The 18,612-nt window shown below is 68.4% G+C and carries 16 protein-coding genes and 1 riboswitch; of the genes, 8 read left to right on the top strand and 8 right to left on the bottom strand.

The features are described 5' to 3' along the window. On the bottom strand, positions 1 to 332 hold a 332-nt coding region (locus tag VLK61_RS11175; protein WP_325421116.1), incomplete at its 3' end, for an SDR family NAD(P)-dependent oxidoreductase. 34 nt (positions 333 to 366) lie between these two features. Beyond that, positions 367 to 606 carry an acyl carrier protein gene (locus VLK61_RS11170; RefSeq protein ID WP_325421114.1) on the bottom strand — a complete coding sequence of 80 codons (240 nt, stop codon included), beginning with the start codon at positions 604 to 606 and terminating at the stop codon, positions 367 to 369. Positions 607 to 772: 166 nt separating this feature from the next. On the opposite strand from VLK61_RS11170, the gene VLK61_RS11165 reads away from it, so the two are divergent. From VLK61_RS11165 to VLK61_RS11155, 3 genes are all read left to right on the top strand, one after another. Beyond that, positions 773 to 2,107: an MBL fold metallo-hydrolase gene (locus tag VLK61_RS11165; RefSeq protein ID WP_325421112.1), complete on the top strand. Its 1,335-nt coding sequence runs from the start codon at positions 773 to 775 to the stop codon at positions 2,105 to 2,107. A 163-nt stretch (positions 2,108 to 2,270) separates the two neighbouring features. Beyond that, on the top strand, positions 2,271 to 3,314 hold the full coding sequence (gene pseI / locus VLK61_RS11160) for a pseudaminic acid synthase (protein ID WP_325421110.1): 1,044 nt from the start codon (positions 2,271 to 2,273) through the stop codon (positions 3,312 to 3,314). 33 nt (positions 3,315 to 3,347) lie between these two features. Further along, positions 3,348 to 3,659, top strand: coding sequence for a hypothetical protein (locus VLK61_RS11155; protein WP_325421108.1), 312 nt, complete (start codon positions 3,348 to 3,350; stop codon positions 3,657 to 3,659). An 11-nt stretch (positions 3,660 to 3,670) separates the two neighbouring features. Here the strand turns inward: VLK61_RS11155 and VLK61_RS11150 are convergent, their stop codons facing one another. Beyond that, entirely contained in the window at positions 3,671 to 4,444 is a 774-nt protein-coding gene (locus tag VLK61_RS11150) for a sulfite exporter TauE/SafE family protein (RefSeq protein WP_325421106.1), read from the bottom strand. Positions 4,445 to 4,552: 108 nt separating this feature from the next. Between VLK61_RS11150 and VLK61_RS11145 the strand changes: the two genes are divergently transcribed. From VLK61_RS11145 to VLK61_RS11130, 4 genes are all read left to right on the top strand, one after another. Further along, complete coding sequence (locus VLK61_RS11145; protein WP_414636803.1) at positions 4,553 to 5,446, top strand: LysR substrate-binding domain-containing protein; 894 nt, start codon at positions 4,553 to 4,555, stop codon at positions 5,444 to 5,446. Positions 5,447 to 5,463: 17 nt separating this feature from the next. Further along, positions 5,464 to 5,664 carry a hypothetical protein gene (locus VLK61_RS11140; RefSeq protein ID WP_325421102.1) on the top strand — a complete coding sequence of 67 codons (201 nt, stop codon included), beginning with the start codon at positions 5,464 to 5,466 and terminating at the stop codon, positions 5,662 to 5,664. Between the two features lie 135 nt (positions 5,665 to 5,799). Beyond that, positions 5,800 to 7,518 carry a YbaL family putative K(+) efflux transporter gene (gene ybaL, locus VLK61_RS11135; protein WP_325421100.1) on the top strand — a complete coding sequence of 573 codons (1,719 nt, stop codon included), beginning with the start codon at positions 5,800 to 5,802 and terminating at the stop codon, positions 7,516 to 7,518. A 56-nt stretch (positions 7,519 to 7,574) separates the two neighbouring features. After that, positions 7,575 to 8,855 (top strand): hypothetical protein, encoded by a 1,281-nt coding sequence (locus VLK61_RS11130; protein WP_325421098.1) that lies wholly within the window; start codon positions 7,575 to 7,577, stop codon positions 8,853 to 8,855. Here VLK61_RS11130 and VLK61_RS11125 read toward each other — a convergent pair. The 4 genes from VLK61_RS11125 to VLK61_RS11110 form a co-directional block, all read right to left on the bottom strand. Next, positions 8,836 to 9,927, bottom strand: a complete 1,092-nt coding sequence (locus VLK61_RS11125) for a methyltransferase family protein (RefSeq protein WP_325421096.1) — start codon at positions 9,925 to 9,927, stop codon at positions 8,836 to 8,838. The two genes, VLK61_RS11130 and VLK61_RS11125, sit on opposite strands and share 20 nt — an antisense overlap. Positions 9,928 to 10,072: 145 nt before the next feature. Continuing rightward, on the bottom strand, positions 10,073 to 10,759 hold the full coding sequence (locus tag VLK61_RS11120; protein ID WP_325421094.1) for a PEP-CTERM sorting domain-containing protein: 687 nt from the start codon (positions 10,757 to 10,759) through the stop codon (positions 10,073 to 10,075). A gap of 274 nt (positions 10,760 to 11,033) precedes the next feature. Further along, positions 11,034 to 12,857: a S8 family serine peptidase gene (locus VLK61_RS11115; protein WP_325421093.1), complete on the bottom strand. Its 1,824-nt coding sequence runs from the start codon at positions 12,855 to 12,857 to the stop codon at positions 11,034 to 11,036. A 157-nt stretch (positions 12,858 to 13,014) separates the two neighbouring features. After that, positions 13,015 to 13,101, bottom strand: a riboswitch (cyclic di-GMP riboswitch). Positions 13,102 to 13,248: 147 nt separating this feature from the next. Next, positions 13,249 to 14,079, bottom strand: a complete 831-nt coding sequence (locus VLK61_RS11110; RefSeq protein ID WP_325421091.1) for a hypothetical protein — start codon at positions 14,077 to 14,079, stop codon at positions 13,249 to 13,251. Between the two features lie 170 nt (positions 14,080 to 14,249). Between VLK61_RS11110 and VLK61_RS11105 the strand changes: the two genes are divergently transcribed. Continuing rightward, positions 14,250 to 14,867, top strand: a complete 618-nt coding sequence (locus tag VLK61_RS11105) for a PEP-CTERM sorting domain-containing protein (protein WP_325421090.1) — start codon at positions 14,250 to 14,252, stop codon at positions 14,865 to 14,867. A gap of 38 nt (positions 14,868 to 14,905) precedes the next feature. Here the strand turns inward: VLK61_RS11105 and VLK61_RS11100 are convergent, their stop codons facing one another. After that, on the bottom strand, positions 14,906 to 18,451 hold the full coding sequence (locus tag VLK61_RS11100) for a beta strand repeat-containing protein (RefSeq protein WP_325421089.1): 3,546 nt from the start codon (positions 18,449 to 18,451) through the stop codon (positions 14,906 to 14,908). Positions 18,452 to 18,612: the final 161 nt, after the last annotated feature.

Below are 18,612 nucleotides of genomic sequence, written 5' to 3'. Positions count from 1 at the left end.
GTGACCATGCCGATCAGCGCGTCGTCCATCACGCCGGCATTGGCCACCAAGGTGTCCAGCCGCTTGAAATCCTTGAAAACGCGCTGGAACAGCTCGCGCACCGAGGCGGCATCGGCCACGTCGCAGGGCTGGACCACGGCGGCGCCATTGCGGCCGGTGGCTTCGGCCAGTTCGGCGGCGGCCTGTTGCAGCGGCTGCAGCTCGCGGCCGGCCAGCACCAGCGTGGCGCCCTGGCCGGCCAGCGCTTCGGCGCAGGCGCGGCCGATGCCGCGGCCGGCGCCGGTGACGACGCACACCTGGCCCGTCAGGTTCAGGCTAAGGTCCAGGCTCACGCTCGGGGGCAGGGTGGCCGGCATGGTCGAACGCTCAGAACTGCACGCCCAGGCGGCCCAGGATGCGGCGGATCTCGGCCACCGAGCTCATCGCGATGATGTCCTCGGTGTCGAGCATCAGGCCGAAGGCGTTTTCCAGTTCGGCCACCAGGGCCATGTGGGCCAGCGAGTCCCATTCGGGCGCTTCGCCGTAGGCCAGCGCATCGGTGACGCGCGCGGCGTCGAGCTTCATGACCTCGGTGAACGCGTGGCGGAGCTTGTCGTGGTTGTCCATGGTGAGCGCAGGAAAGGTCCCGCTACTGTAGTGGGAAGGCCGTTCGCCGCGGCGCCGAACTGCGCCGGCAAAACCGGCCTGTTTGCGCCACCGGCGGCCGGCAGCAAGCCTTAAGGTGCCACGCTCAGGGTGGCCGCGCCTGCGCCACCAGTGAAGGGCCGGAGCCATGAAGATCACGCACCTGTCGAACTCATTCATCAAGGTCGGCATGCCACAGCTGACGCTGGTCTGCGACCCCTGGGTCGGCTTCGGCAACCACGGCGGCTGGCATTCGTTTCCGGAGTACCCGCTGGAGCACCTGGTCAGCTTCGTCGCCGATGCCGACCTGGTCTACATCTCCCACATGCACAGCGACCATTTCGATCCGGCCTTCCTGGCCGCTTCGGGCCTGCTGGCCAAGCGCTTCGTGATCAAGCGCTTCGACAACGGCGTGCTGGCCCGGCGCCTGAAGGGCATGGGCGCGGCCGAGGTGATCGAGCTGGACGCCTTCGAAGTGCACAACGAGTGCGGCGTTTCGCTGGCCATCATTCCGCAGATCACCAGCAACAGCGCCGGCCTGGACGACGAGGTCAACTACGAGCTGGACACCTCGCTGGTGCTGCACGACGGCCGCCACACCTTCTTCAACCAGGTGGACAACCCGTTGTCGCTGGACGATCTGGCGAAGGTCAAGGCCTTCATTGCCGAGCGCTTCGGCGCGATCGACATCGCCTGCCTGATGGCCGGCGCGGCGGGCGAGTACCCGCAATGCTTCATCGGCATCGACCGCGCCGCCGAGCAGGCGCGGCTGGTGGCCGATTCGCTGGCGAAGCTGCGTGAACAGGTGCGGCTGCTGGCGCCGCGCTGCCTGTTCCCGGCCGGTGGCACCTATTTCATTCCCGGCAAGTTCCATGTGCTGAACGACCGCATCGCCCAGCCCAGCCATGCGCAGTTCGCCGAGGCGGTGGCCGCGCTGAGCACGCCGCTGGTGCTCGAAGGCGGGCTGCAGGTGGACGTGGCCGCGGCCTGCGGCGCGACAACCCTGGCGCAGGCTGCCGCTGCGTTGCAGCAGGTGGTGACGCCGCTGGCGCGCGACCGCGAGCAGGCCATTGCCGCGCATGCCCAGGACCTCTACCCCTACCAGGCCGAGCCCCTGGCCGAGCCGACCGACGGCTTGGGCACGCTGCTGGCTGAAGCCGAGCAGCGCTACCGCGCCGAATTGCAGCGCCGCCAGCTGCGGCTGGACTGCGAGGTGCAGTTCCAGATCCACGACGACCTGCGCTGCGACGCCGGCCTGCAGCTGCTGAGCCAGCCCGCTGCCGAGCACCTGCTGCGCGCCGACCCGCAGCAGCCGGCAGAGCGCCGCCTGGTGATCCACATCGACCGCCAGGCGCTGCTGCGCTGCCTGACGCGCAAGGGCAACTGGAACCAGACGCTGTCGGGCTCGCTGTGCCTGTTCGATCGCCGGCCCAATGTCTACAACCCGAGCACGCTGTTCTCGCTGAACTTCTTCGTGGCCTGACCGGGTCTCGAAAAAGGGCCGGAATGCCCCTGCTCATCTGCCGCCCGCCCGGCGCCCGGCGTGCGAGCATTCCGGCGATGGCGGCTGCATGCGTATTGCCGCAACTGAGGGCCGCAACTGAGGGCCGCAACCGATGGCCGCAAGCACACACAGGATCACCCCCATGAAGATTGGCACCCGCGAGATCGGCCCGAATACCCGCCCCTATGTGATTGCCGAGATGTCGGGCAACCACAACCAGTCGCTGGACCGTGCGCTGGCCATCGTCGACGCCGCGGCCGATGCCGGCGCCGATGCGATCAAGCTGCAGACCTACACCGCCGACACGATGACCATCAAGGTCGATGCGCCCGGCTTCGTCGTCGACGACCCGAAGAGCCTGTGGGCCGGCCGCCACCTCTACGACCTGTACGAAGAAGCGCACACGCCCTGGGCCTGGCACGGCCCGATCTTCGAGCGGGCGAAGGCGCGCGGCATCCACTGCTTCAGCACACCCTTCGACGACACCGCGGTGGACTTCCTCGAATCGCTGGGGGCGCCGGCCTACAAGATCGCCTCCTTCGAATGCACCGACCTGCCGCTGATCCGCAAGGTTGCGGCCACCGGCAAGCCGATGATCGTCTCCACCGGTATGGCCACCGTGGCCGAGATCGACGAGACGGTGCGCACCGCCAAGGTCGCCGGCTGCAATGACATCGTGCTGCTGAAATGCACCAGCACCTACCCGGCAACGCCGGAGAACACCAACCTGCGCACGATCCCGGTGATGCGCGAGGCCTTCGGCTGCGACATCGGCCTGTCCGACCACACCATGGGCTGTGGCGTGGCCGTGGCCGCGGTGGCGCTGGGCGCCTGCGTGGTGGAGAAGCACTTCACGCTGGCCCGTGCCGATGGCGGTGTGGACTCGGCGTTTTCGCTGGAGCCGGCGGAGATGAAGCTGCTGCGCTTGGAGACCGAACGCGCCTGGCAGGCGATGGGCGGCGTGCGCTTCGGCGGCTCGAAGGCCGAGGCGCAATCGATGCAGCACCGCCGCTCGCTCTACATCGTCAAGGACCTGCAGCCCGGTGATGTGCTGAGCCGCGACAACGTGCGCGCCATCCGCCCCGGCCTGGGGCTGCCGCCCAAGCACCTGGACCTGGTGCTGGGCCTGCAGGTGCAGTGCGCCACGAAGCGCGGCACGCCGGTGGATTGGGCGCTGTTGCGCTGACCCTTGCACTGACCGTCTCGTGGAACGACCGACATGAACCGTCCCGCCAACCCCCGCGACCCGGCCCTGCTGGAAGCCCTGGTCTACACCGCGATCCGCGACCTGACCGAAGACCTCGGCATGGCCATCGGCGCCGACAGCCCGCTGACCGGCGAAGGCGGCCTGCTCGATGCCCGCAGCCTGGTGCAGCTGTGCCTGGTGCTGGAAGACATCGCCAGCGATGCCGGCTTCGACTTTGGCTGGTCCACCGCTGCCTTTGCGCAACCGAACAGCATGTTCCGCACCGCCGGCACGCTGGCAACGGGCTTCGTGCGCCAGGGCACGCGCAAGGGCCAAGTGGCCTGACGTCGCGTCCGTCAACGCCGCAGCAGCAGCTGCAAGCCCAGCATCAGCAGGCCGGCGAAGAACAGCCGGCGGAATACCAGGTCGCTGAGCAGGCCGCGCAGCGTCTGGCCGATGCCCATGCCCAGCAGCGCCGCGGCCAGCGGCAGCAGCAGCGCGGCGCCGATCTGTGAGGCCGGCATGACCAGCGCGCCATCCAGCGCCAGCCGCGCGGCCAGCGCGACGGTGGACACGGTAAACGACAGGCCCAGCGCCTGCACCAGCGCATCCTTGCCCAGGCTCAAGCCCTGCAGGTAGGGCACGGCCGGCATCACGAACACGCCGGTGGCGGCGGTGACGGCGCCTGTGGCGCCACCCACCAGTGCACCGGCCCAGCACTGCGCCGATGCCGGCAGCACCAGGCGCACGGTGCCCAGGCCGACCGCGGCATACAGCAGCAGGGCCACACCCAGGCCGGCCGAGGCGAGCCCGGCGTCCAGCCCGGCCAGGCCGACCGGCGACAGCAGCGTGCCGGCGATAACGCCAATTTGCATCGGCCACAGTCGGCGTAGCAGCGCAGCGAGGCCGGCGCCGCGCAGCATCTGCCACAGATTGGTCGCCAGCGAGGGCAGCAGCAGCAGCGCCGCCGCTTCGGCCGGCGGCATCAGCGTACCGAGCAGGCCCATCGCCACGGTGGGCAGGCCCAGTCCGACGACGCCCTTGACCAGCCCGGCCAGCACGAAGCTGGCGCACACGGCCCAGGGCACGAAGACGGTGGCATGCAGCAGGGCAGAGTCGATGGCGGGCATGCGCTGAGTCTGGCGCCGCGCTGTCAACGGCTCAAGCGGCGATATGCTCAGCCAGCATTCGGAAATTCCGAAAGCTCACCGGGACGCTGTGCCATGCCTGCACCCCCTTTGCGCTTCGACCTGACGGACCTGCGCCTGTTCCTGCAGGTGCTGGACGCCGGCAGCATGACGCTGGGCAGCCAGCGGGCCCACCTGGCGCTGGCCTCGGCCAGTGCCCGCATCCGCGGCATGGAAGACGCCACCGGGCTGGCGCTGTTCGAGCGCCACCGCAGCGGCGTGAAGCCGACCAAGGCCGGCCTGGCCGTGGCCCACCACGCCCGGCTGGTGCTGCAGCAGATCGACAGGCTGCAGCAGGAATTGCAGGAACATGCCGGCGGCCTGGCTGGCACCGTGCGCCTGCTGTGCAACACCAGCGCGGCCACCGAACACCTGCCACCAGCGCTGGGCGCCTTTCTCTGCGCACACCCGGCCCTGGACGTGGACCTGCAGGAGCTGCCCAGCCACCGCATCGTGAGCCGGCTGCTGGATGGCGTGGGCGAGCTCGGCATCGTGGCCGATACGGTGGATGTCTCCGGCCTCGAGGCGCTGCCTTTCCGTCGGGACCAGCTGGTGGCCATCGTCCCGCGCGGCCATGCGCTGGCCCGGCGGCGCCGCGTGGGTTTCGCCGAGCTGCTGAACCACGCGCTGGTGGCCCTGGACGATGACAGCGCGCTGCAGCAGCACCTGGCCCTGCAGGCGATGAAGCTCGGCCGCCGCCTGCCGGCACGCATCCGCCTGCGCGGCTTCGATGCGGTCTGCCAGCTGGTGGCGGCCGGTGTCGGCCTGGGCGTGGTGCCCGCGCAGGTGGCTGCGCGGGCTGCAGAGACGCTGAATTTGCGCGTTATCGCACTGGATGAATCCTGGGCCGATCGCCAACTGCTGCTGTGCGCCCGCAGCTTCGCGACCCTGGCCAAGCCGGCCGCCAAGCTGGCCGCGACGCTGCTGCCGCAGAATGCCACTTGAGCTTCCCCGCATCGCCCATGGAACCCATCAAACTCCGCGTCGGCCGTCCGATCACGCGCGAACAGTTCGACGAACTCGACGACGAACAGCTGGTTCGCCTGCTGCCCAAGGCCTGCCGCGAGTTCTTTCCCGGCAAGGACTTCTGCGCCGACGGCTGCTTCTACCTGCACGACGGCACGGCCTGGAGTTTCTACAAGGCCGGTTTCGTGGACGATTGACCCACCCCCGGAGCGCCTTCGGCGCTTCCCCCTCAAGGGGGCGGGCGCCAGCGGACCGGCAGAGCCGGATCCGCGGCCCCTGCTTGGCGGGAGCGCCGCTTCGGCGTTGCAAGGCGGGTCGCATATAACCGGGGCATGCACCACAGCGTTCCCCTGATCACCACCATCGCCTCCGCGCTGGGCCTGGCCCTGATGCTGGGCTTCATCGCGGCTCGCTTGAAATTGCCGGCGCTCGTCGGCTACCTGCTGGCGGGCATCGTGATCGGCCCGGCCACGCCGGGTTATGTCGCCGATGTGGGCATCGCCAGCCAGCTGGCCGAGATCGGCGTGATGCTGCTGATGTTCGGTGTCGGCCTGCACTTCTCGCTGGCCGACCTGATGGCGGTGCGCAAGATCGCGCTGCCCGGCGCGGTGGTGCAGATGGGCGTGGCCACCGCCATGGGCATGGCCGTGGCCCACTGGTGGGGCTGGCCCCTGGGCGCGGGGCTGGTGTTCGGCCTGGCGCTCTCGGTCGCCAGCACGGTGGTGCTGCTGAAGGCGCTGGAAGGGCGTGGTGCGCTGGAATCGGTGAACGGCCGCATCGCAGTGGGCTGGCTGGTGGTGGAAGACCTGGCGATGGTGCTGGTGCTGGTGTTGCTGCCGGCGCTGGCCGGCATGCTGGGCGGGCAGGCGGCCGACGGTGCGGCAGAGCCCGGCAGCCTCTGGCGCGCGCTGGGCCGCACGCTGCTGGAGGTGGGCGTGTTCGTCGCGCTGATGCTGGTGGTCGGCCGCCGGTTGTTCCCCTGGCTGCTGTGGCAGGTGACGAAGACCGGCTCGCGCGAGCTGTTCACCTTGTGCGTCGTGGCCGCGGCGGTGACGATCGCCTACGGCGCGTCTGCGCTGTTCGGTGTGTCGTTTGCGCTCGGCGCCTTCTTTGCCGGCATGGTGCTGCGTGAATCGGAATTCAGCCACCGCGCGGCCGAAGAGTCGCTGCCGTTGCGCGATGCGTTCTCGGTGCTGTTCTTCGTCTCGGTGGGCATGCTGTTCGAGCCGCGCGTGCTGGTCGATCGGCCGCTGCAGGTGCTGGCGGTGGTGGGCATCATCGTGCTCGGCAAGTCTGTCGCCGCTGGCGTGCTGGTGCTGTTGTTCCGCTACCCGCTGAACACCGCGCTGACGGTGTCGGCCAGCCTGGCGCAGATCGGCGAGTTCTCGTTCATCCTGGCGGCGCTGGGCGTGTCATTGAAGCTGCTGCCGCCCGAAGGGCAGAGCCTGATCCTGGCCGGTGCGCTGATCTCGATCACGCTGAACCCGCTGCTGTTCACATTGGTGGAGCCGGCGCAGCGCTGGATCCGGGCGCGCTCCGCGCTGGCGCGCCAGCTCGAGCGCAGCGACGACCCGCTGGCCGAGTTGCCGACCAGCACCGCCGAGAAGTACCTGGCGCGCCAGGTGGTGCTGGTGGGCTACGGCCGCGTCGGCCGCCATGTCGCCGCGGCGCTGATGCGCGCCGGCGTGCCCTTCGTGGTGGCCGACATCAACCGCGAGCGGGTCGAGGCACTGCGTGCGCAAGGCCTGCCGGCGGTGGCCGGCGATGCCAGCGACCCGGCGGTGCTGGTGCAGGCGCACATCGCGCTGGCGCGCGTGCTGGTGATCGCGGTGCCCGATGCGGTGGGTGCGCCGAAGATGATCGCCACCGCGCGGGCGCTGAACCCGGCCATCGAGACCATCGTGCGCTGCCACAACGAGGACGAGGCCCGGCTGCTGCAGGCGCTGGAGCGCACGCAGGTGTATGTCGGCGAGCAGGCCTTGGCAGAGGCGATGGTGCGGCACCTGCTGGCCGGATCGCCGGCACCCCATGGGGTGGCCAACGCAGGATAGTCATCATGAGTTGGCTGTCAGCTTGCCTCGACCCCACGGTGCCCGCGCGCACGCGCATGCTGCGTGCCGTGCTGCTGAGTCTGCTGCTGCTGGCCTGCGGCTACCGCGTCTGGCTGATCGTCCAGTACAACCCGATGGATCACCTCTGGAGCGACCCGGGCCGCCACTGGAGCATCGGCACCCGCCCGCTCGATACGACGCCGATGTCGGCGATCGACCCCATCGGCTACCAGATCTACATCGGGATCCTGGCCAAGATCACCGTCAAGCAAGCGCTGCTGGTGGCCTGGTGGACAGCCTTGCTGTCGCTCGCCGGGCCGTGGCTCTGGTACCGGTTCCTGCGCGAACTGCTGCCGGATCGCGACTGGGCCCTGGCGGGTTGGGTCGTGCTCGCGGCGTTGCCGTCGTGGTCGGTGATCTACGGCTATTTCATGCAGGAAACGCTGATGCTGCCCTTGCTTGGCCTGGCGCTGAAGGCCACCTGGCGCTGCCGGCGCAAGGCCGATACGGCCAGCTTCGTGGTGGCGGTCGCGATCTGGCTGGCCGCCGGCCTGACACGTGGCATCTGCCTTCCGCTCGCGGCTGTCGCGATGACGTGGTTGTGGTTCGCGCAGGACGGCAAGTTGCCGAAGGCGGCTGCCTCGGCCGTGCTCTTGCTCGCGATCCTGGGGCCGCTGGCCGGACGCAGTTGGACCCTGGCGCGCCTGATCTCCCCGCACGGCATCGGCCAGATGGTGCACCTGTATCACCAGTCCGGCGCCAGGAGCATCGAGATCGAATTTTCCCGGCGCGGCGGCACCGACCGCTGGCGCTACGGTTTCACGTCGCCTGCTGCGGACGAAGCCCCGCTGGCACCCTTGTCCGCATGGCGCTCTCGCCGCGAGGGCACGGTGCGCTTCGCTATCGATCTCGATGCCGGGCGACGGGACTGGCAAGCCGCAGCGGCGCGTCTGCCGCCATGGGACGCTTCGCGCCTGGCCTGGCTGACGGGCGACAACCTGATGCGCTTGTTCTTCGGCGGCTCATGGCCCGACAGCAACCGCGAACGCATGATCGGCGAAGTCAACTACGCCTCGCGCTGGCTCTGGGCGCCGCTGTCGCTGGCCTGCCTGGTGTTGACGGTGGTGTGCTGGCGGCAGCAGCGGGAGCGCCTGCTGCCGGCCCTGATCCTGACCTGGTTCGTCGTCCAGGGCCTCGTTCCGCTGGTGCCCAATGAAGGGCGCTATCGCAAACCGTTCGAGGGCTTGTTGCTGGCGCAGTGCCTGCTGCTGGGCGCCACGCTCAGCCAACGGCGCAGATCCGCGGCGGGCGATGCGTTCAAACCACGCCGGGAATGAAGCGGTATCGGACACGCGCCGCATACGCCGCGTAGTCGCCGTCGACGCTGCGCAGGTGGTCTTCTTCGGTGACGGCGCGCAAGACGTAGAGCAGTGTCCATCCCAGCACGGTCGCCAGCGCCGTGGCGCCCGCGGCCACGGACTGCGTGAACGAGGCCCAGACGAACGGCGCCGAGCCGATCCACCAGGCCATGTTCTTGGTGGTGTAGGCCGGATGACGAATCAGCGCATACGGGCCGCGGGCGACGATGCCGCGGTGGGTCAGGTTGCTGGCTTTGAGGCCCAGGGCCACGGAAGCGCTGGCGTAGACGGCCATCAACGCCAGCAGCAGCAGGTTCAGGGCCACATGCGTCATCGGGTCGTCGAACTTCGGGAAGTCGGACACGCTGGAGCCCAGCACCGCACCAGTGAGTTGATTGAAGGGCGGATAGCACAGCAGGGCTGCTGTCCAGCCGAGCAGGGTCGGGTCGACCGAGCGGATCTCGTTGTGCAGGCGGGGTGTTTCCACCAGGTAGCCGACGGTGAACACCAGCACATCGGCGAACAGGATCAACTTCATCGCGAACCAGTAACCGTGCTGGTTGAACATCGCCAGCCAGCCGAACTGCGATCCTGCGCCCGCGATGATGGCCCAGCCATTGGTGACGGCGCCCAGCACATGCTGCATCAGCGCGATGACCATGAAAGGCGCGAAGAAGGCCTTGAGCAAGGTGGTCAGCACGGCAACACGGTCCTCGCGGCTCCATCCTTCTCGGACGACTGCGGCCGGTGATCGCAGGAAGGCCAGCACCACGGCAGCGCAGCGCAACGACTTGGACCGGATCGGTCGGGACTCCAGCAGGTAGTAGGCGATCAGCCCGAGCATGTACGCACCCGCTGCGCACCACAGAAACTCCCAGCCCTTGAGGGTGAAACTGCCGCCGAAGGGGTAGGACGTCCCCATGTGCTGGCGGTTGTGAGGCGCCAGCGTGTAGGCGCCACAGGCCAGGGCCACCACCGCGGCCGCCGCCGCGATGTTGCGCCAGCGCAGCGACAGGATCGAGCCATGGGGCAGGAGGGGTTCGTCGTGCATCGGATCGGTCAACGGCGTGCTCGCGAGTATCCCGTGGTGATCGCCGGGCTCAGCATGCGCCGCCCATGAAAAAACCCCGCACTGGCGGGGTTTGATCGAGCCGACTGTTCGGCGCGGGTTCAGCGCTGATCTTCAGTGCTGATCCTCATTGCTGATGCGACTTGCGACGCAGCGCAAAGCTGGCACCGACGAGCCCGAGGCCAAGAAGGGCCAAGCCGCTTGAACTCGGTTCGGGGATATCGCCCGACGACGAGGCCAGGCCGGACGATGAGGTGCTGCTGGCGGTGAACGGCAGGTTCTGCGACAGCAGCGAACCGACCTTGTCGCCCTGGCTGTCGACGAATGCGACCTTCAAGTGGGGTCCATTCGCGCCGATCGTGTAGTTCTGCGAAAAGTCGATCTGGAAGTTCATGTCGTCCAGCAGCAGAACATCCGGATCGAAGTCGAAGCAGACCGAGCCTGTCTGGCCGTTGGTCTGTGCTTCGCAATCCGCACCATCATTGATGCCGTTTGCATTCAGGTCGTCGCGCACACCATTGGCCGTCGGGTTTGGATTGATGCCGAAATACGTCGCGACGGCAGTTGCGTTCCCCACACTGAAATCCAGGCCCAGATCCTTCAGCGAGAAAGCGCCGAAATGGGTGGCGGGTGCCCAATCGGCATCCGTCGTCGATAGGGCATTCTGGATGCGCAGCGACAAGGAATTGGCGTCCACCACGTCCATCGTGAACGTGACGCCCTGGAAGGTCAGGACGTAGCTCGCTTGCGCCACCGGCGTCAAGGCTGCGCAAGCAGCCAGCGCAGTGGCGGTGAAAAGAGACTTGAACTTCATGACGGACCTCTCTCTTACATCAAGGCAATCAAACTGATATGTCCCCGCCGACATACAAGCATATCGTGGGCCACACAACGTAAGCGATTGATTCCTATGAGGAACTTGTTTGACTGCAAGCGAGCGCTGACTGGATGTGTAAAGAATATCGACACGGCTGCGGCAGCTGGCAAGACGATCCGCGCGTCGTGGCTGAAAAGTCCCGCTGGCCAAAATGACTGCGGCCGTCCGGCGCACTTGGCGCCGGACGGCCGCTTCAAGGGACCGTCGTGGCTTACTTGAGGACCTGCTTCGACACCGTCGTGCTGTTGCCCGCGGCATCACGCGCGACGAACTTCAGCGTGTACGTGCCGGCCTTCAGCGGGCGGGTATTCCATTTGTAGGACAAGGAACTACCGCTTGCCGTCGTGGTCAGGCTGCCGTTGATGTACAGCGTCTGGGTGATGCCGCTGGCGCCCGCGTTGTCGCTGGCGCTGGACGAGACGGTGATGTTGCCGCTGGCCAGGGTGCTCAGCGTCGGGCTCAGGATCGTCAAGGTCGGCGGCGTCGTGTCGGCCACGACGACGTTGGCCACATTCACGGCCACCGTCGCGGACGCGCCGGCATTGCCGGCGGCGTCATAGGCCGTCGCCACCAGGTTGGCCGTGCCGTTGGCCACCTTCGTCGAATCCCAGCTGAAGGCGTAGGGGCTGCTGGTGTCGGTGGCCACCAGCGTGCCATTGGCGCGCAACTCGACCTTGGCCACGCCGACGTTGTCAGATGCACCGACATTCACCGGCACCAGGCCGGAGACAGTGGCGCTGCCCAGCGGTGCCGAGATCGCGGCCTGCGGCGACGTGGTGTCGGTCGTGCTCGACGGCACGGCGGCAAGGGCCGCCTGCACCGCGGCGGCGGCATTGATGCGGCCGTGGCCGAAATAGACGTCACGGCCGGCCGTGCCCAGGTCGACGGCCGTCGAGTACAGCAGGCTCTCGATCTGGGTACTGGACAGTTGGGGGTTGGCCGCCATCATCAGCGCGATCGTGCCGGAGACCACCGGTGTAGCGAACGAGGTGCCACCGTAGACGCCATAGCCGCCGCTGCGCGAGGTCGAGTAGATGTTGGAGCCGGGCGCCGATACGGCGACAAAGGCGCCGTAGGTGCTCGACGTGGTCCGGGTGTCGTTGCTCTCGGTCGAGGCGACGGGAATCATCGTCGTCGTCGCCGCCACGTTGTCGACGGCGCCGGTGTTGCCGGCGGCAACGACGACCAGGCCGCCCTTGTTCTTCATGTACTGGGCGGCGCTCTGCACGGCCGAGCTGTAGGGCAGGCCCGAGAAGCTGATGCTCGCCACCCGCACGCCGCGGTCGGCGGCGTAGGTGATGGCCTGCGAAATCACGCTGTAGAAGGAACCGCCCGTCGAATCGGTGACGACCAGCGGCATGATCTTCGCCTTCCCGGCGACCCCGGCCACGCCGGCACCGTTGTTGGTGATGGCTGCCGCCGTGCCGGCCACCGGCGTGCCGTGGCCGTAGAAGTCGGCGGTGTCCGCGTTGTTGTTGAACACGTTCCAGCCCGCCACCATGTTGGCGGCCAGGTCCGCGTGCGCACCGTAGACACCGGTGTCCAGAACGGCGATCGTCACGCCGCTGCCCTGGCTGCCGTCCCAAGCCGTTGCCGCGCCGATCTTGGCCAAATGCCATTCGCTGCCGAAATAGGGGTCGTTGGGTGCCGCGGCGGGCATCACGCGGCGGTCCAATTCGGCAAACTTCAGGTGCGGGTGGTGCGCCAGCAGGTTCAGCACGGCGGTTTCCGAGGCCTGCGGCGGCAGGTCGACGATGTGCAGGTCGCTCTTGCCGACGCGGCGCGCCTTGGCGCCGTGCACTTTGACGATCTTGTCCATCTCGGCGTCGGACAGGCCGGCTCGTTGCATCACCAGCAGGCGGCCCTTGGCCCAGTCCTGCGCTTCCGCCTGCGCATGCGCTGCGCCGGCGCCCAGCAGGCTGCCGCAGCTGGCCAGCAGGGCGGCAGCGGCGGCGGCCGTGAATCGGCGTGGCCGGCGGCCCGAGCCCAGGGTGTTCGAGAGGGGTTTGGCTTGCTGCTGGCCGAAGATATGCACGAGGTACTTCCTGATGTGTGATCAGGACCTCCGCGCCAGGCATGCAGCAGCATCCGCTCAAGTTGAGGCGCAGCCTGACCACGCGCAACATCCAACAAAGGAAGTTGGCGCACCTGGCGCTAGTGCTCGCATGCCTTAGGGGCGTCGAGCGGCTCACTCTGGCAGTCCTGCCGTCCTGGGGCCGAAGCCCTGTAGACCGATGACTTTGCGTCCCGCTCTTTCGAGCGGTTTGCCCTTTGCAGAGGAGTGACCGTGGACCGAACCGGCCGGGCCGATTCGTCGTTGTGTCAATCCCGCTAAGACATCCCTATTTTCGGGTCGACAACAGGGTGACCGAAGCGCGGATCAGTGTCGGTGTTACAGGATTTGTAAAAAACTGTGTCGTCAGGACTCAGCGCGCGCCCTGCCGGAAGCGCTCACGCACCGTGGCAAAGGCTTGCAAGTACTGCGGGTAGTGCTGGTCCCGGTAGGCCATCTTCAGCGCGTCGCTGATGAAGGCTTCGGTCGGGTGCTCGCGGAAGCGCGACATCGACCAGCCCATGCCGAAAGGGTTGTAGGCCACGCTGCGCCACTGCGGCTGCGTGGCCAGCAGCAGCGAGGCGGCACGTTCCATCAGGAACACCTTGCGCTGCGCGGCGCCGTGAGGTCCCGTGTAGCTGGTGCCGTGGCACAGCGCGGCCTGCAATTCGCCGGCCGGGCCTTCGCAGACAGCGAACAGCGCTTCGTTCAGCGCCAGCCATTCGCGCCAGAACGCGGGCCGGGCGACGAAGTAGTTCGAGAACACGATCTGCCGCGAATCCATCACCAGCGTGCCCAGCGACACGGGCCGGCCGATCTGCTGCAGAAACGCCTCGTAGGCCGCGATCAGGCCGGGATCGAAGGCTTCGCCCTGCTCGAACACGTTGAGGAAAAAGGCGCCCATGTCGGGCTGCGGCGAGAACAGCACGACATCGGCCGGCGGCGTGGCCGCTGCGGCCTGCTGCACGAAAACCTGCACCTGGGCATGGCTCAGCGAGGTCTTGCTGCCGAACTTCGGCGAGAAGAAGCCGTAGAAGGCGCTGTCGTCCAGCGCTTCGCTCAGCAGGTGGCGCCGGATCGGCCAGTACTCGTACCAGTCGGGCCGCGCATTGTCCAGGTTGTCCAGCAGCAGGTAGCCCGGCTCCAGCGCGGCGCGCGAGGCTTCGGAATAGGCGATCTGGTACAGGTGGACGGCAGTCTGCATGCGGCCCCAGTCTAGACAGCCGCCTGGCTGGCAAGGCGCGGAACAAGCGCCGGGAACAGGCCAATTCGCGGCGCCGACGCGGCCGCGCACCACTCATTTCGGGGGCCGACGAGCGCGGCGCAACTTGTTAATGTCCGACACGGGTGGCGGGTTCAGGCAAGGAGTGGGGCATGAAACGGCAATGGCATGCGCGTGCGGCGGGTGCGTCCGCACTGATCGCTGTTCTTGGGCTGTCGGCAACACCGGCGCAGGCGGTGTTGTCGCTGACGCCGGTGACGCCAGGCGTCTTCGGGCAGAACCTCGGGCTGGCCAATTGCGAGCCGGGCTGTGTCTACACCGCGTTCAGCTTGAGCAACGCGCCCGGCCCGGCGGACAACCTGCAGCTGTACTACCAGTCCGATTCACCGCCCCTCACGGCGCCCAATGGCGGTGCGGGCATCGACAGCGGCTCGTTCGCAGCGTCCTACGACACGAGCTTCTCCGATAGCTTCAGCAATCCGTCGGATGCGCTGATCAACTTCGTGGCTGGTGCATCGATCACCTGCCCGGCGTGCTACCTGGCCATCAAGGACGGGAACCAGGCCCCGTCGTACTACTTCTACGACCTGGCGACCTGGAATGGCACCGAGAGCATTCAGCTGAACGACTTCTGGCCCGGCGCGGGGTCGATCACGCACATCGCGATCTGGGGCCGCGACTCGGCCACTGCGGTGCCGGAGCCGGCCTCGCTGGCGCTGGCCGGCATGGCGCTGGCAGGGATGCTCGGCGCGCGCCAGCGTCGCCGCTGAAGGCCGCGGCACCTGGCGACGGCGCGCCGCGGTCCGCGTCAGAGCAAGGGTCCGTGCCCTTGCAGCGCCTCGTCGTCCACCAGCCGCCGGGGCAGTGGCGGCAGGCCGACATCGACCGTCGGTGAGGGCGTCGTGCGCTCCGCGGTGACCAGCCCGAAGGTCGGCGGCGACAGCAGCAGTTCCTGCAGGGCCGGCGGGCCGAGCACCGTGCTGGCCTCCCGCGAGAACCAGACATCGGCCATCTCGTGGGTCTTGCCGTCGGCCGTGGTGTAGCTGGACACCAGGCCGATGGCATTGCCGTGGTCGACCCTGTCGCTGGGGGTGTGCGCGAGATTCAGCCCGGTGATGCCGAGTTCGGCCAGGCCCTTCAGCTCACCGACATCGGTGCGGCCGTTGTGATTGGCATCGACCCAGACGCGCAGGTCCCTGAACTGACCATCGGCCGCCGTGATGCGGCCGTCATGGTTGCCGTCCAGCGCGGCGAGCGCGTTGAAGCCGTTGCCCGCGCGCTGGCCATCGGGCAGCGGCGTGACGGCGCCGAAGAGTTCGCGGCCGTCGTTGATCAGGCCGTCACGGTTGCGGTCCAGCGCCAGCAGGCCGTCGCGGCCGCCGACCCAGCCGACGGGCGTGGCCTGGCCGGTGCCGGTGAGGTCGAACACCGCGCCGGTGCCGAGGGGCCGCGTCGTGACGCCGTTGCCGTCGAGGTCCAGCACCAGCGGCGTCACCTGCAGCAGCGCGGCCAGTTGGTCGGCGCTCATCACCTGGATGTCGGCGGTGTCGAAGGCGCGGATCTGCGCGCTGGTCATTGCCGCGATGTCGGTGGTTTCCAGCGCCTGGATCTGCCCGCTGGTGAAGGCGTTGACCTGCGCGCTGCTCAGGCCGCGGATCTCGGTCGTCGTGAAGGCAGCGATGTCGGCGGTTTCCAGCGTCGCGATGAAGCGGGTTTCGAGGCCGCGGATCTGCGAGGTGGTGAAGGCCGCGAACTGCGTGGTGCTCAGCGCGTTGAGGTCCGACGAGCCCAGCGCGTTGAGTTGCGCCGCTGTCAACGCGGCGATGTGCGTGGTGTCCAGCGCCAGCAGCTGGGCCGTGCCGAGCGCGGCGATGTCGTCGGTGCCCAGCGCGCGCATCTGCGAGGAGCTGAGCGCGGTGAGGTCGGCCGAGTCGAGGGCCGCGACCTGCGTGGTCGTCAGCGCCAGCACCTGGCTGCTGCTCAGCGCCGCCCATTGGCCGGAGCTCAGCGCCGCGAGTTCGTTGGTCGACAGCGCGGCGATCGCGGCGGTGGTGAAGCCGCGGATCTGCGCGCTGCTCAGCACGGCCAGGTCGCTGGTGTCGAGGTTGGCCACCTGCAAGCTGGTCAGCGCCGCGATCTGCGAGCTGCGCAAGGCCGCGAACTGGCTGGTCGTGAACGCGTCGAGGTCGGCCGCGTCCAGGCTGCGCAGCTGCGCCGAGCTGAGTGCCGCCACCTGGCCGGTGGCCAGCGCCTCGAGCTGCGTGCTGCTCAGGCCACCGATCTGCGCGGTGCTCAGCGCGACGATCTGGCCGCTGCCCAAGGCCAGCAGCGTGGTGGTGCTCAGGGCCGCGAGATCGGTGCTGGCGATGCCGCGCAGCTGCGAGCTGCTCAAGGCCGCGAACTGGCCGGTGCTCAGCGCGGCGAGTTCGCTCGACCCCAGTGCCGCGATCTGCGCGCTGCTGAAGCCGCGCAGCTGCGCAGTGCTCAGGGCCGCCAGGTCGGTGGTTTCGAGGTTGGCGACCTGCGTGCTGCTCAGCGCCGCGAGCTGGGAGCTGCGCAGCGCCGCGAACTGCGTGCTGGTGAAGGCATCCAGATCGGCCGTGCCCAGGCTGCGCAGCTGTGCGCTGGTCAAGGCCGCCACCTGGTGCGTGCCCAGGCTGGCCAGTTGCGTGCTGCTGAAGGCATCCAGCTGGGTCGTCGACAGGGCGGCCAGCTGAGCGCTGGACAGCACGCCCAGCGCCGCGCTGCCGAGCGAGGCGATGTCGCTGCTGTCCAGGCCGCGGGTCTGCGAGCTGCTCAGCGCCGCGAATTGCGACGAAGTCAGCGCGCCGAGTTCGCTGCTGGTCAGGGCCGCGATCTGCAGGCTGCTGAAGCCGCGCAACTGCGCGGTGGACAGCGCCACGAGGTCGGTGGTCTCCAGGCCGGCCACCTGCGTGGTGGACAAGCCGGCCAGCTGTGACGTGCGCAAGGCGCCGAACTGCGTGCTCGTCAGCGCGTTCAGGTCGCTGCTGCCCAGCGCGAGCAGCTGCGCGGTGGTGAGCGCCGCCACCTGCGACGTGCCCAGCGCCACCAGCTGCGTGCTGGTCAGGGCATCGATCTGCGTGCTTGTCAGCCCGGCGATCTGCGCCGTGGCCAGGGCCGTGAGCGTGCCGGTGCCCAGGCCGGTGATGTCGGCCGTGGCCAGCGCGCGGATCTGCGAGCTCGACAGCGCGGCGAACTGCGTGGTCGTCAGCGAGGCCAGCTGCGCCGAGCTCATCGCATCGATCTGCAGGCTGGTGAAGCCGCGGATCTGCGTTGTGCCCAAGCTGGCCAGGTCACTGGTGTCCAGGTTCAGCACCTGCGTCGTGCTCAGCCCGGCCAGCTGCGAGGTGCGTAAGGCGCCGAACTGCGTGCTCGTCAGCGCATTCAGCACGCTGCTGTCCAGCCGGCTCAGCTGCGCGGTGGTCAGCGCGGCGATCTGCGCGGCGCCGAGGCTGCCCATTTGCGTGGCGTCCAGCGCCAGCAACTGCGCGCTGGTCAGCGCCGCGATCTGGGCGGTGCCCAGCGCCGGGATCTCGTTGGAATTGAAGGCGGCCAGCACATCGGGCAGCAGCGCGCGGATCTGCGACGAGCTGAACGCGGCGATCTGCGCTTCGCTCAGCGCATCCAGCGTGCTGGTGTTGCCGGCCAGCGGCACGAAGGACAGGCTGGCCACCTGCGTGGTGCTGAGGGCGCGGATCTGGGCCGTGGACAGCTGTTCGACGTCGGCCGCTTCCAGCGATCCCAGCTGCGTGGTCGTGAGCGCCCGGATCTGAGACGTGCGCAGCGCCGCCACGTTGTCGGCCGACAGCGCGTTCAGGTTCGTCGCGCTGATCGCCGCGATCTGCGTGCTGCCCAGGCCGCCGACCTGCGCGGCGCTCATCGCGCCGATCTGGATCGATGTCAGCCCGGCCGCGGCGGCGCCGCTGATCACCGCGAGCTGGGCTGCGACTAGCGAGCCGAACGCGGTGGTGCCGATGGCGCCCAGGTCGTCGGCGGCCATGCCGCGCATCTGCGTGGTGCTCAGGCCGCCGATCAGCGTCGGCGTCAGCGACGCGAACTGCCCGGCGCTCAGGCCGCTGATCTGCGACGAAGAAATGGCATTGAACTGCGTGCCCGACAGCAGCACCAGATCGCTGGTCTCGATGGCCGCCAGCTGCACGGCCGTCAGCGCGCGCATGCCGCTGGTGGTGATGTAGGGCATCTGCGCCGCGGTGAGCGCGACGATCTGCTCGGCGCTGAACGCGCGCCAGTCCTGCGTGGTCAGCGCGGCGACCTCGGCGCCGGTGAGTGCCGCGATCTCGCTGGTGGATTTGCTGGGAATGGAGCTTGCCATGCGCTGGTTATCGACGGCCGGCGACGCCGGCTTGAGGCGCTAGCACATCAATGGGTAGGGCAATGCGCGGAAAAAAAAGCGCCGAACATTCCCGCGATTCGGGTGATGTTCGGCGCAGGGCGCCTGCCAATGGCAAAGCAGGCGCGGAAGCGATGTGGGTC

Source organism: Aquabacterium sp. (assembly GCF_035476535.1).
GTDB lineage: Bacteria > Pseudomonadota > Gammaproteobacteria > Burkholderiales > Burkholderiaceae_C > Pseudaquabacterium.
Note: the sequence above shows the minus strand (reverse complement) of the source record. Positions and strands in the feature narration are given on the sequence as shown.

What these genes read in the sequence shown, in the direction of transcription:
- VLK61_RS11170 (WP_325421114.1), bottom strand. Translation starts at nt 606, where the DNA reads ATGGACAACCACGACAAGCTCCGCCACGCGTTCACCGAGGTCATGAAG.
- VLK61_RS11165 (WP_325421112.1), top strand. Translation starts at nt 773, where the DNA reads ATGAAGATCACGCACCTGTCGAACTCATTCATCAAGGTCGGCATGCCA.
- pseI (WP_325421110.1), top strand. Translation starts at nt 2,271, where the DNA reads ATGAAGATTGGCACCCGCGAGATCGGCCCGAATACCCGCCCCTATGTG.
- VLK61_RS11155 (WP_325421108.1), top strand. Translation starts at nt 3,348, where the DNA reads ATGAACCGTCCCGCCAACCCCCGCGACCCGGCCCTGCTGGAAGCCCTG.
- VLK61_RS11150 (WP_325421106.1), bottom strand. Translation starts at nt 4,444, where the DNA reads ATGCCCGCCATCGACTCTGCCCTGCTGCATGCCACCGTCTTCGTGCCC.
- VLK61_RS11140 (WP_325421102.1), top strand. Translation starts at nt 5,464, where the DNA reads ATGGAACCCATCAAACTCCGCGTCGGCCGTCCGATCACGCGCGAACAG.
- ybaL (WP_325421100.1), top strand. Translation starts at nt 5,800, where the DNA reads ATGCACCACAGCGTTCCCCTGATCACCACCATCGCCTCCGCGCTGGGC.
- VLK61_RS11130 (WP_325421098.1), top strand. Translation starts at nt 7,575, where the DNA reads ATGCTGCGTGCCGTGCTGCTGAGTCTGCTGCTGCTGGCCTGCGGCTAC.
- VLK61_RS11125 (WP_325421096.1), bottom strand. Translation starts at nt 9,927, where the DNA reads ATGCACGACGAACCCCTCCTGCCCCATGGCTCGATCCTGTCGCTGCGC.
- VLK61_RS11120 (WP_325421094.1), bottom strand. Translation starts at nt 10,759, where the DNA reads ATGAAGTTCAAGTCTCTTTTCACCGCCACTGCGCTGGCTGCTTGCGCA.
- VLK61_RS11110 (WP_325421091.1), bottom strand. Translation starts at nt 14,079, where the DNA reads ATGCAGACTGCCGTCCACCTGTACCAGATCGCCTATTCCGAAGCCTCG.
- VLK61_RS11105 (WP_325421090.1), top strand. Translation starts at nt 14,250, where the DNA reads ATGAAACGGCAATGGCATGCGCGTGCGGCGGGTGCGTCCGCACTGATC.
- VLK61_RS11100 (WP_325421089.1), bottom strand. Translation starts at nt 18,451, where the DNA reads ATGGCAAGCTCCATTCCCAGCAAATCCACCAGCGAGATCGCGGCACTC.